This is a genomic window from Microcosmobacter mediterraneus, assembly GCF_031846265.1.
GTDB classification, from domain to species: domain Bacteria; phylum Bacteroidota; class Bacteroidia; order Flavobacteriales; family Flavobacteriaceae; genus Microcosmobacter; species Microcosmobacter mediterraneus.
Map to the genome: position 1 here is coordinate 1 of NZ_JAVRIA010000010.1, position 13,415 is coordinate 13,415.

Below are 13,415 nucleotides of genomic sequence, written 5' to 3' on the forward strand. Positions count from 1 at the left end.
ATCAGCCTGAGTGTAACTTATCTGATTCTGCAGAGGTAATGGTTTCATTTATAGAAAATCCTAATGTTTCTGGATTAGAAATTAATATTCTCAATTTATGTTCTGGACAAGATTTAGATATTTCTCTCTCAAATATGATCTTACTTTTAGATGATAATTATTCAATTTCTTACACTATTACAGGACCTGATTCATTTTCAGGAATGATAAATCTAATTGTGACAAACGGTAACGCCAACTTTACAATATCTAATAATAGTTTAGAAAATCCAGGAATTTATGAATTTAATATTACTGCGTTTCTAAATGCCAATTCTAATTGTACAGCAGATTTAAGTACTATTTTACCATCTAGTTTTGAGGTATTTGAAACTATTACTCCTGAAATCTTAGTTGATGGAAACTTCTTTTGCCCAAGCGATAACGCTACAATTCAAGACCTATCCAACAATATTACCTCTAGTGGAACAATTGAATGGTATTCAGCTCCAATAGGTGGTACATTGCTTAATGTTGATGATATATTAATTGATGGTGAAAGCTATTTTGCATCTATTATTACAGATAATGGTTGTGTTAGTATTGAGCGCCTAGAAGTTATTGCCAATATAGGTCCATGTGAAGAAGACTTAATAATTCCTGATGGATTTTCCCCTAATGGAGATACCATTAACGACACATTCTTAATTCGAAATTTAGAAGAATTATATCCAAACTTTAAATTAACTATTTATAATAGAAACGGAAACAAACTCTACGAAGGAGATATAAACTCGCCTCTTTGGAATGGAACCACAACTACAAGCCGAATAGGAAGTGGAATTGTACCAGTAGGTGTTTATTTCTATATACTAGAATTTAACGATGGTATTAAAGAAGCTGTACAAGGTAGAGTTTATTTGAGCAGATAATGATAAATACAAAACACATATTACTATTTATACTTTTCAATATAATAATTGTCATGAAAATTGACGCTCAACAAGATGCGCAATATACGCAGTATATGTATAATATGAATGTTATTAATCCTGCCTATGCTACTGATGATAAAGATAATATAAACTTTGGATTACTTTATAGATCGCAATGGGTTGGAGCTGTTGGAGCTCCAAATACAGTTTCCTTTTTTGCTCATAGTACTATAGCTGAAAAATTAGAAGGAGGTCTCTCTATAGTTCATGATCAAATTGGAGATGTTGTAAAAGACACCAATTTATTTTTTGATCTCAATTATGTTTTTCCAGTTAGTGAAAAAGCCAAATTATCTTTAGGTATTAAAGCTGGTCTGTCATTTTTCTCAACTAATTTTAATGGCTTTGTATATTCAGACCCTCTACCAGACCCAGCTTTTGCAGAAAATTTAAATAGAATATTCCCTAATATTGGTACAGGTGCATTCTATTTTACAGATCGTTTTTATTTAGGGTTTTCTATTCCGAACTTATTACAATCTAAACACCTTGATGACAATAGTGGCATTGTAACTGAAGGTTCAGAAGCTCTCCATATGTTTACTACAGGTGGTTATGTATTTAATATAAACGAAAATATAAAGCTTAAACCTGCATTCATGGCCAAATCAGTTGTTGGAGCTCCGTTAACATTAGATTTAACCTCAAATGTATTATTAAATGATAAATTAGAATTCGGTTTAGCATACAGAATAAATGATGGAATTAGTGGATTATTTAACCTTAGAATATCGGATTCTGTTCGACTTGGTTATGCTTACGATTATACAGTTTCAAATTTAGGACGATTTAATTCAGGTACACATGAGGTCATGTTTTTATTTGATCTTTCAAAATCAGGAAAAGGATATGATAAATCACCAAGATTCTTTTAAAATTACATACCATGTATTATAGACTTATTTTAATTTTGATATGTTTTAGTCAGTTGGCAAGTAGTCAAGATTCTAAGCTTATAAAAGCAAATAAGCTATTCAATGAACGAGCTTATATAAAGGCTGCATTATTATTTGAAGAAGTTGCAAATGATAAGGAATCTCTAATTAAATTAGGTGACTGTTATTACTTTAATAGTTTAATGGAGAAAGCCTCTTTCGCTTATATTAAAGCCTCTAAAGTCAACAACTCAGGATTTTTAGAAAAAGTTAATTTTAGGTTTGCACATGCCTTATATGGTGCAAATAAAGTGCAAATGGCAGACTCTGTAATTAGTAAAGTTAATTCAAAACCATTTAGTACAGATCATTTTATTGAAATTCTAAAAAGTGGTGTTCCTTTTACTTATAGTGTAAAAAAAATTGAAGAAGGTAATGAACCTGGAGATTTTGGTATGAACTATTTTGGAGACCAAATAATCTTTTCTTCTTCCAGAAAGAACAATACTAAAAACTATAAATGGAATAACAAACCATACCTAGATCTGTACAAAGGAAAATTAACTGATAATCGAACAATTGTTAATCTTGTGCCACTCAATAATATAATTAATTCTAATACTCACGAAAGTAATGCCTTACTAACCGAAGATGGAAAAACAATTTATTTTTCTAGAACAAACTCTAAACGGTTTGAAGTAGGTGAAGAGAAAATTGCAACTGTAAAACTTTACATGAGCACATTAGAAGAAAACACTTGGTCTAAACCACAAGAGCTTCCATTTTGCAGTAATTTATATTCAACGCAACATCCTTCTCTAGATGAGAAAAACAATAGACTTTACTTCTCTAGCGATATGCCTAATGGCTTTGGTTCTTTTGATATTTATTATGTAGATATTATTGATAACGAATTTGGTGAACCTGTGAATTTAGGATCTAAAATCAACACAAAACATAGAGAACAATTCCCTTATTATAGTAAAGAAAATATTCTATACTTTTCTTCTAATGGCCATCTAGGTTTTGGTGGACTAGATATTTTTATGTCTGAAAAAAACGAAAAAAATTGGGACACACCTCTTAATTTAGGTGAATCGCTAAATACAAATACAGATGATTTTTCATTTGTAGTTGATGTTACTAAAAATAAAGGATTCCTATCATCAAACAGAGATGGGACAGATAACTTATATGTATTTAACAGAGAGGAGAACTTGAAAGCATTTATTGTTGAAGGTACTGTTAGAGATAAAAATTCTCAAGATTTATTACCAGATACTATTATCACTTTATTTGACGAGAATAATACTGTAATTGATTCATTTAAAGTTGCCGAAAATGGAAGGTATATTTTTAGAGCTAAACCTAATTCAAATTATAAGATTGAAGGATTTAAACCTCTATACATTCCTGAAAATGTTGATTTCAATACTGATGATTCTGGTAAAATTGAATTAAATATAGAACTAGAATTAGAATCCTATGATGATGCTGAAGAAATTATTGTTGAAAAAGAAGATGGTTATGTATATATTGAATTGGAAAATATATACTTTGACTTAGATAAATGGGACATTAAAACACAAGCAGCAAGAACCTTAAATGTACTGGTGGATCTTATGAAAAAATATCCAAGAATGGAAGTACAATTAGGAGCACATACAGATAACAGGAGCTCCATTGAGTACAATTTAAAGTTATCTAAGAATAGAGCGCAATCTGCATTAGAATATCTAGTATCCAGTGGTATTGACGCTTCAAGATTAACCTCAATTGGATATGGCGAAAGTCAATTACTAGTAAATTGTGGTGAAAACTGTACTGAAAACGAACACGCCGTAAATAGGAGATGTGAGTTTATAATTATAAAATAAAAGTATTCATCAGAAATTTTTCCTACAATTTTGAACTTTTCATCGATTACCGTTCATCGATTTGAATGTTAAAATATTGTATTTTACCGATTATTTATTACATTTAGTCGTTAAAATAATAACTCCTAGAGAACAACTATTACTTTAAACTAAGAATCAACCCCAAATTGATCTACTTATGAAACAGCTTAACGCCAATGTCTTCAGCAATGAAGATATCACAGTAACTTATGAACCTTGCAAGTGTATTAACGCTGGCAAATGTGCCAAAGAACTCTCAGAAGTTTTTAGACAATCTGTAATACCATGGATTGATTTAGATGCTGAACCTTCAGAAAAAATTATAAATCAAGTAAGGAAATGTCCATCTGGCGCACTAAGTTTTTTTAAAAATATTTCTCAAGATGTAGCTTAGTAGATCTAAATAGAATCGCTTACAAAAAAACCTTTGATTAATTTCAAAGGTTTTTTTATTCTTATGCTTGACCTGCTAGTCCAAAATTCAATGGAATTGGAGGCTGCTGTTGCGAACAAGTCGAACAGCTCCAATTCTTTATGCTTGTCCTGCTGGTCCAAAATTCAATGGAATTGGAGGCTGCTCGTAATCTTTGATTTCACCATGGGCTTTTTCAAAACGCTTTACATTATCTCCTAATGCCTTAAGTAAACGCTTAGCATGCTGTGGCGTTAATATGATCCTAGACTTCACTTTACTCTTAGGAGCTCCAGGCATAATATTTACAAAATCTACAACAAATTCAGAAACTGAATGATTGATGATTGCAAGGTTAGAATAGGTTCCCTCTGCAATTTTCTCATCTAATTCTATATTTATTTGTCCTTTTTTAGTTTTTTTATCTTCTGCCATATTAAACTTGTTTATGCTTCCATGATAATGGAAGTTTGATTAATTTATTTATTAAAAAGCCTTCAAACTATATCAGAATGAAGGCTTATATTATATACTCTCGCTTTCGCGAGAATAACTACAAACTAGTTGTAATTCATTTCTTCTTTAGCCTTCATCATCTCATCAAATTCTTCTTTAGAACCTACTATAATATGCTCGTAGTCTCTAACTCCTGTACCAGCAGGAATTCTATGACCAACAATAACATTTTCTTTAAGTCCTTCTAAAGTATCAACTTTACCATTCACTGCTGCTTCGTTAAGTACTTTTGTAGTCTCTTGGAACGATGCTGCAGAAATAAATGATTTTGTTTGAAGTGATGCTCTCGTAATACCCTGAAGAATTGGTGTAGCCGTAGCAGGATTTGCATCTCTTGCAGTAACTAACGCCTTATCTTCTCTTCTTAGTAATGAGTTTTCATCTCTTAACTCTCTAGATGTAATGATTTGTCCAGCTTTTAAATTCTCTGAATCTCCCGCTTCTTCAACGACTTTCATTCCGAAAATAGCATCATTCTCTTCAATAAAGTCAGATTTATGAACTAATTGATTTTCTAAGAAGATTGTATCTCCAGAATCGATTATTCTAACCTTACGCATCATCTGTCTTACAACAACTTCGAAATGTTTATCATTAATCTTCACACCTTGTAAACGATATACTTCTTGTACTTCGTTAACTAAGTATTGTTGTACAGCTGAAGGGCCTTTAATATTTAAAATATCATTAGGTGTAATAGAACCATCAGATAATGGCATACCAGCTTTTACATAATCATTTTCTTGAACAAGAATCTGATTAGATAACTTCACCAAGTATTTCTTAATATCACCTAGCTTAGACTCAATGATAATTTCTCTATTTCCACGCTTAATTTTACCAAATGATACAACACCATCAATCTCACTTACTACAGCAGGATTAGAAGGGTTACGCGCTTCAAATAATTCAGTTACACGAGGAAGACCACCTGTAATATCACCTGCTTTTGCAGATTTACGAGGTATCTTAACTAGGATCTTACCAATCTTAATAGTTTCTCCATCATCTATCATTAAGTGAGCTCCAACAGGAAGGTTGTAAGAACGAATTATTTCGCCTTTCTTATCTTCTACATGTAATGTCGGAATTAACTTCTTATTTCTAGATTCTGATATTACTTTCTCTTGGAAACCAGTTTGTTCATCAATCTCAACTTGGTAGGTAATACCTTGCTCTATATTTTCATAACGAACCTTACCTGCAAACTCAGAAATAATGACACCGTTATATGGATCCCATTGACAAACAATATCTCCTTTTTTGAGTTTAGCTTTATTCTTTACAAAAATTGTAGAACCATAAGGAATATTATTAGTACTTAAAACAATACCTGTTTTAGCGTCTACTAATTTTAATTCCGATGTACGAGAAATAACAATGTCAACTTCTTCACCAGAACTATCAGTTCCTTTTACAGTTTTTAGATCTTCAATTTCAGCAACACCATCAAACTTAACAGCTAATTTATTCTCTTCAGAAATGTTACCTGCAATACCACCAACGTGGAATGTTCTTAGTGTAAGCTGAGTACCTGGTTCTCCAATAGATTGTGCAGCTACTACTCCAACAGCTTCACCTCGCTGAACCATTTTACCTGTTGCTAGGTTACGACCATAACACTTAACACATATACCTTTTTTAGCTTCACATGTGAGTGGTGAACGCACCTCTATTGTATCAACAGGAGAATCCTGTATTTTCTTAGCTATGATATCATCAATATGACCTCCAGACTCAACAAGTAATTCTTCAGTTAATGGATTATAGACATCATTTAATGATGTACGACCAACAATTCTATCTTCTAATTTTTCTACAACCTCATCATTTTTCTTCAATGAAGACACTTCAATTCCTCTTAATGTACCACAATCCTCTTCATATACAATTACATCCTGAGAAACATCTACTAGACGACGAGTTAAGTAACCAGCATCAGCAGTTTTTAGTGCTGTATCAGCAAGACCTTTACGTGCACCGTGAGTAGAAATAAAATATTCTAAAATTGAAAGTCCTTCTTTAAAGTTAGAAAGAATTGGATTTTCAATAATTTCTCCACCACCTGCATTAGATTTCTTTGGTTTAGCCATTAATCCACGCATTCCAGTTAACTGACGAATCTGTTCTTTAGATCCACGAGCTCCAGAATCAAGCATCATAAACACGGAGTTAAATCCTTGCTGATCTTCTCTAATACGCTTCATTGAAAGCTCAGTTAACTCAGCATTGGTAGACGTCCATATATCAATAACTTGGTTGTAACGTTCGTTATTGGTAATAAGTCCCATATTATAGTTACCCATAATACCATCTACCTTAGTGTTGGCTTTATCAATCATTCCTTGCTTCTCAGCTGGAATAATAATATCACCTAAACTAAATGATAAACCACCTTGAAAGGCAAATTTATAGCCTTGTGTTTTAATTTCGTCTAAAAACTCAGCTGTTTCAGGAACACTTGTCTTTTTAAGAATACCATGAATAATCTCTCTTAAAGATTTCTTAGTTAATACTTCATTAATATAACCTGCAGCAGCTGGTACTTTTTCGTTGAAAAGTACACGACCAACAGTAGTTTCTATAATTTGAGTAGTTAATTCTCCTTCTTCGTTAAAATCTTGAGTTCTTACTTTAATTCCCGCATTTAAATCAACCTTCTTCTCATTGTAAGCAATAGTTACTTCTTCTGGAGAATAGAATGTTAAACCTTCACCTACAATCTTTAAATCTTTTGTAGATTTTCTATGCTTAGTCATATAGTAAAGACCAAGAACCATATCCTGAGAAGGTACAGTTACAGGAGAACCGTTTGCTGGATTTAGAATATTATGTGATGCTAACATCAATAATTGCGCTTCTAAAATAGCTTCTGGTCCTAAAGGTAAGTGCACAGCCATCTGGTCACCATCGAAATCGGCATTAAAAGCCGTACAAACTAATGGGTGCAATTGAATTGCTTTACCTTCAATTAACTTAGGCTGGAATGCTTGGATTCCAAGTCTGTGTAACGTAGGCGCACGGTTTAGTAATACTGGATGTCCTTTAAGAACATTCTCCAAGATATCCCAAACAACAGGCTCTTTTCTATCTATAATTTTCTTTGCAGATTTTACAGTTTTTACAATACCTCTTTCTATTAGTTTTCTAATAATAAAAGGCTTGTAAAGTTCTGCTGCCATATTCTTTGGCAATCCACATTCAAATAATTTTAATTCTGGTCCTACAACAATTACAGAACGTGCAGAGTAATCAACACGCTTACCAAGTAAGTTTTGACGGAAACGTCCTTGCTTACCTTTTAGTGAATCTGATAATGACTTTAATGGTCTATTAGAATCTGTTTTTACTGCAGATGATTTACGAGTATTATCAAATAACGAATCTACCGATTCTTGTAACATACGTTTTTCATTACGTAAAATAACTTCTGGTGCTTTTATCTCAACAAGTCTTTTGAGACGATTGTTACGAATGATTACACGACGATATAAGTCATTTAAATCAGATGTTGCAAAACGTCCACCATCTAAAGGTACCAATGGTCTTAATTCTGGTGGAATTACAGGAACAGCCTTCATGATCATCCATTCTGGTCTGTTTTCTCTATTTAAATTAGAATCTCTAAAAGCTTCTACAACTTGTAATCGTTTTAATGCTTCTGTTTTACGTTGTTTAGACGTTTCGTTATTTGCTTTATGTCTTAAATCGTATGATAATTGATCTAAATCAATTCTTGCTAATAAATCGATAAGGCACTCAGCTCCCATCTTAGCAATAAATTTATTAGGGTCAGTATCGTCTAAATATTGATTTTCTTGAGGAAGCGCTTCTAAAATATTTAAATACTCTTCTTCAGTTAAGAAATCCATTTTTTGAACAGGTTCACCTTCAGCATTAACAGCAGTTCCTGGCTGGATAACTACATATCGCTCATAATAAATAATCATATCTAATTTCTTAGATGGTAATCCAAGGAGGTAACCTATTTTGTTTGGTAATGAACGGAAGTACCAGATATGTGCTACAGGAACAACTAAATTAATATGTCCTACACGATCTCTACGTACTTTCTTTTCGGTTACTTCAACACCACAACGATCACAAACAATGCCTTTATAACGAATTCTTTTATATTTACCACAAGCACATTCAAAATCCTTTACAGGACCAAAAATACGCTCACAGAACAAACCATCACGTTCAGGTTTGTGCGTACGATAATTAATAGTTTCTGGTTTTAAAACCTCACCACGAGATGCTCCGAGAACAGACTCAGGAGAAGCTAAACCAATTGAGATTTTATTAAATCTCTGTACTGTATTCTTATCTTGTTTTCTTGCCATAATATATGGTTGAAATAAATTTTATAATTATTCTTCTAATCTGATGTCTAATCCAAGACCTTTTAGCTCATGCATTAATACATTGAATGATTCTGGTAATCCTGGTTCTGGCATTGGCTCGCCTTTTACGATAGCTTCGTAAGTTTTGGCTCTACCAATTACATCATCAGATTTCACAGTAAGGATCTCTCTAAGTGTACTAGAGGCTCCATATGCCTCTAATGCCCAAACTTCCATTTCACCAAAACGCTGACCACCAAATTGTGCTTTACCACCCAATGGTTGTTGCGTAATTAATGAATAAGGTCCTATTGAACGTGCGTGCATCTTATCGTCAATCATATGACCAAGTTTAATCATATAAATAACACCAACAGTTGCTGCTTGATCGAAACGATCTCCTGTTCCACCATCATATAAATGTGTATGACCAAATCTTGGTACACCAGCATCGTCTGTATATCCATTAATTTGTTCTAGTGTAGCACCATCAAAAATTGGTGTTGCATATGTTTTACCTAAATTTTGACCAGCCCAACCAAGAACAGTTTCGTAAATCTGTCCAATGTTCATACGAGATGGTACACCAAGTGGATTTAAAACAATATCAACAGGAGTTCCATCTTCTAAGAATGGCATATCCTCTTGGCGAACGATACGTGCAACAATACCTTTGTTACCATGACGTCCTGCCATTTTATCTCCAACTTTAAGTTTACGTTTTTTAGCAATATAAACTTTAGCCAATTTGATGATACCTGAAGGTAACTCATCACCAACTGAAATTGTAAATTTCTCACGACGTAAGGATCCTTGAAGATCATTTTCTTTAATCTTGTAATTATGGATTAAATCCTTAACAAGATTATTTGTTTTATCGTCAGTTGTCCATTTCCCTGTTGTTAAGTGTGTATAGTCATCAACAGCATTTAACATTTTAAGCGTATACTTCTTCCCTTTGGGGATGATTTCTTCTCCAAGATCATTAAATATTCCTTGAGCAGTTTTACCATTTACTATTGCAAAAAGTTTTTCTACTAAAATATCCTTTAGATCATCAAAACGCTTATCGTAAATATTTTCTAATGCCTCGATATCTTCTTTATCTTGAGCTCTCTTTCGCTTATCTTTGATAGCTCTTGCAAATAGTTTCTTATCAATCACAACTCCATTAAGAGATGGAGATGCTTTTAACGATGCATCTTTTACATCACCTGCTTTATCACCAAAAATTGCACGAAGTAATTTTTCTTCTGGAGTTGGATCAGATTCTCCTTTTGGTGTAATCTTACCAATAAGAATATCACCTGGCTTTATCTCAGCTCCAATTCTAATCATACCATTTTCATCAAGGTCTTTAGTTGCCTCTTCAGAAACGTTAGGAATATCATTAGTCAATTCTTCATTTCCTAATTTGGTATCTCTAACTTCTAATGAATACTCATCAATATGTATTGATGTAAATACATCCTCTCTAACTACTTTTTCAGAGATCACAATAGCATCCTCAAAGTTGTAACCCTTCCATGGCATAAAGGCCACTTTCATGTTACGTCCAAGGGCTAATTCTCCATTCTGAGTTGCATAACCTTCACAAAGTACTTGACCTTTTGTTACCTTATCACCTTTTTTAACAATGGCTTTTAGGTTAATTGAAGTACCTTGGTTTGTTTTTCTAAACTTAACTAAAGGATATTCTTTAGTATCGCTATCAAAGCTCACCATAGCTTCTTCATCAGTACGTTTATACTTTATGATAATTTTATCAGCATCTACATACTCTACTTTACCATCACCTTCAGCATTAATCAATACTCTAGAGTCTGATGCTACTTGACGCTCCAATCCTGTACCTACAATAGGTGCCTCTGGACGTAATAACGGAACGGCCTGACGCATCATGTTAGATCCCATTAATGCACGGTTGGCATCATCATGTTCTAAGAATGGAATTAATGATGCTGAAATTGAAGCAATCTGGTTAGGCGCTACATCAGTATAATTAACATTCTTTGGTTCTATCACTGGGAAATCACCTTCTTGTCTAGCAATTACCTTATCATGCTGAATTGTTCCTTTTCCATCAACTTCAACAGTTGCTTGGGCAATCATCTGTTCTTCTTCTTCCTCAGCACTTAAATACGTTGGTGCATTTTTAATATCCACAACGCCATCTTCAACTTTTCTATATGGCGTTTCAATGAATCCCATAGAATTCACTTTAGCAAATACAGATAATGACGAAATAAGACCAATGTTTGGTCCTTCTGGTGTTTCAATAGGACACAATCTTCCGTAGTGTGTATAATGAACATCACGAACCTCGAATCCTGCTCTCTCTCTAGATAGACCTCCAGGTCCAAGAGCTGATAGACGACGTTTGTGTGTAATCTCTGCTAATGGATTGGTTTGATCCATGAATTGAGACAACTGATTTGTACCAAAGAAAGAATTAATAACAGACGATAAAGTCTTAGCATTAATTAAATCTATTGGAGTAAATACTTCATTATCACGAACATTCATACGTTCACGAATAGTACGTGCCATACGAGCTAAACCAACACCAAATTGAGAAGATAACTGCTCACCTACTGTACGTACACGACGGTTAGATAAGTGATCAATATCATCAATCTCTGCTTTAGAATTGATTAACTCTATTAAATATTTAATAATTGTTATGATATCTAATTTGGTAAGAACCTTCTTATCCATATCTATATCTAACTGCAGTTTCTTGTTCATTCTATAACGTCCAACTTCACCTAAGTTGTAACGTTGATCTGAAAAGAACAATTTATCAATAATACCACGAGCAGTTTCTTCATCTGGCGGCTCGGCATTACGTAATTGTCTGTAAATATGTTCTACAGCTTCTTTTTCAGAATTTGTTGGATCTTTTTGAAGTGTATTATGGATAATTGCATAATCAGCAGACTGACTTTCTTCTTTATGAAGTAAAATCGTTTTAACATCAGCTTCTAAAATCTCTTCAATATTTTCTTTGTCGATAACTGTATCACGATCTAATACGATTTCGTTACGCTCTATAGAAACTACTTCTCCAGTATCTTCATCTACGAAATCTTCGTGCCAAGTATTTAAAACACGAGCCGCTAGTTTTCGACCAATAACTTTTTTAAGACCACTTTTGGAAACTTTAATCTCTTCTGCAAGATCAAATATTTCAAGTATATCTTTATCACGTTCAAAACCGATTGCTCGGAATAACGTTGTAACTGGTAATTTTTTCTTTCTATCAATGTAGGCATACATTACACTATTGATATCTGTAGCGAATTCTATCCAAGATCCTTTAAAAGGAATAACTCTTGCTGAATAAAGCTTTGTACCATTGGCGTGGAATGACTGACTAAAGAATACTCCGGGAGATCTATGCAATTGAGATACAACAACACGTTCTGCTCCATTTATACAAAACGTACCACTTGGCGTCATATAAGGGATTGTACCTAAATATACATCTTGCACGATGGTTTCAAAATCTTCGTGTTCTGGATCTGTACAATATAGCTTTAGCCTTGCTTTTAAAGGCACACTGTATGTTAAGCCTCTTTCTATACATTCTTCGATAGAATATCTTGGTGGATCTATAAAGTAATCCAGAAATTCTAAAACGAATTGGTTACGAGTATCTGTAATAGGAAAATTTTCCATGAAGGTATTGTACAACCCTTCTGCTCCTCTTTCTTCTGACTTTGTCTCTAACTGGAAAAAATCCTGGAAGGATTTAATTTGGATATCCAAAAAGTCTGGGTAATCTGTTCTATTTACAATAGACGAGAAATTAATTCTTTCAGCTGTTTTTGCTAACATTGATGAACGAGATTTTTATTAAAAAAAATTAATGGTGTATATGTTGGGATCATATACACAAAAGGGTTTAGGTCATTTCGAGTATCTCGAAAGACCTAAACCAAATTTTGTAGGTTAAGGGTTAAGCTTACTTAAGCTCAACTTCTGCTCCTGCTTCTTCTAAAGATGATTTTAAACCTTCAGCTTCGTCTTTAGTTACACCTTCCTTAATTGTACTTGGTGCATCATCAACTAAACCTTTAGCATCTTTTAATCCTAATCCAGTTAATTCTTTAACTAATTTTACTACAGCTAATTTAGAGCCTCCAGCTGCTTTAAGGATTACATCGAATTCAGTTTGCTCTTCTGCAGCGTCTCCACCAGCAGCGCCACCTCCAGCAGCAACAGCTACAGCTGCAGCAGCAGGTTCGATACCATACTCATCTTTTAAAATATCAGCTAACTCATTTACTTCTTTTACCGTTAAGTTAACTAGTTGTTCTGCGAAATCTTTTAAATCTGCCATTTTTCTATCGTTTTAATCGTGTTTTTTAATTTATTTTTTTTGTTTTGTG

The 13,415-nt window shown here is 33.4% G+C and carries 8 protein-coding genes; 4 read left to right on the forward strand and 4 right to left on the reverse strand.

Annotated elements, in window-relative coordinates:
• The 4 genes from RM697_RS12935 to RM697_RS12950 form a co-directional block, all read left to right on the forward strand.
• Positions 1 to 911 (forward strand): T9SS type B sorting domain-containing protein (locus RM697_RS12935; RefSeq protein ID WP_311428326.1); only part of this gene is annotated, 911 nt, incomplete at its 5' end.
• Positions 911 to 1,849 (forward strand): PorP/SprF family type IX secretion system membrane protein, encoded by a 939-nt coding sequence (locus RM697_RS12940; RefSeq protein WP_311428327.1) that lies wholly within the window; start codon positions 911 to 913, stop codon positions 1,847 to 1,849. The genes RM697_RS12935 and RM697_RS12940, both read left to right, overlap by 1 nt.
• An 11-nt stretch (positions 1,850 to 1,860) precedes the next feature.
• A complete protein-coding gene (locus RM697_RS12945; protein ID WP_311428328.1) occupies positions 1,861 to 3,726 on the forward strand; it encodes an OmpA family protein in 1,866 nt (621 codons plus the stop codon).
• A gap of 178 nt (positions 3,727 to 3,904) precedes the next feature.
• Positions 3,905 to 4,141 carry a (4Fe-4S)-binding protein gene (locus tag RM697_RS12950; RefSeq protein WP_311428329.1) on the forward strand — a complete coding sequence of 79 codons (237 nt, stop codon included), beginning with the start codon at positions 3,905 to 3,907 and terminating at the stop codon, positions 4,139 to 4,141.
• A 138-nt stretch (positions 4,142 to 4,279) separates the two neighbouring features.
• Here RM697_RS12950 and RM697_RS12955 read toward each other — a convergent pair whose 3' ends face one another.
• From RM697_RS12955 to rplL, 4 genes are all read right to left on the reverse strand, one after another.
• A complete protein-coding gene (locus tag RM697_RS12955) occupies positions 4,280 to 4,594 on the reverse strand; it encodes a DUF3467 domain-containing protein (protein WP_311428330.1) in 315 nt (104 codons plus the stop codon).
• A gap of 125 nt (positions 4,595 to 4,719) precedes the next feature.
• Positions 4,720 to 9,021, reverse strand: a complete 4,302-nt coding sequence (rpoC, locus tag RM697_RS12960; protein ID WP_311428331.1) for a DNA-directed RNA polymerase subunit beta' — start codon at positions 9,019 to 9,021, stop codon at positions 4,720 to 4,722.
• A 27-nt stretch (positions 9,022 to 9,048) separates the two neighbouring features.
• Complete coding sequence (gene rpoB / locus RM697_RS12965; protein WP_311428332.1) at positions 9,049 to 12,861, reverse strand: DNA-directed RNA polymerase subunit beta; 3,813 nt, start codon at positions 12,859 to 12,861, stop codon at positions 9,049 to 9,051.
• 127 nt (positions 12,862 to 12,988) lie between these two features.
• A complete protein-coding gene (rplL, locus tag RM697_RS12970) occupies positions 12,989 to 13,366 on the reverse strand; it encodes a 50S ribosomal protein L7/L12 (protein WP_311428333.1) in 378 nt (125 codons plus the stop codon).
• Positions 13,367 to 13,415: the final 49 nt, after the last annotated feature.

What these genes read in the sequence shown, in the direction of transcription:
- RM697_RS12955 (WP_311428330.1), bottom strand. Translation starts at nt 4,594, where the DNA reads ATGGCAGAAGATAAAAAAACTAAAAAAGGACAAATAAATATAGAATTA.
- RM697_RS12950 (WP_311428329.1), top strand. Translation starts at nt 3,905, where the DNA reads ATGAAACAGCTTAACGCCAATGTCTTCAGCAATGAAGATATCACAGTA.
- rpoB (WP_311428332.1), bottom strand. Translation starts at nt 12,861, where the DNA reads ATGTTAGCAAAAACAGCTGAAAGAATTAATTTCTCGTCTATTGTAAAT.
- RM697_RS12940 (WP_311428327.1), top strand. Translation starts at nt 911, where the DNA reads ATGATAAATACAAAACACATATTACTATTTATACTTTTCAATATAATA.
- rpoC (WP_311428331.1), bottom strand. Translation starts at nt 9,021, where the DNA reads ATGGCAAGAAAACAAGATAAGAATACAGTACAGAGATTTAATAAAATC.
- RM697_RS12945 (WP_311428328.1), top strand. Translation starts at nt 1,861, where the DNA reads ATGTATTATAGACTTATTTTAATTTTGATATGTTTTAGTCAGTTGGCA.
- rplL (WP_311428333.1), bottom strand. Translation starts at nt 13,366, where the DNA reads ATGGCAGATTTAAAAGATTTCGCAGAACAACTAGTTAACTTAACGGTA.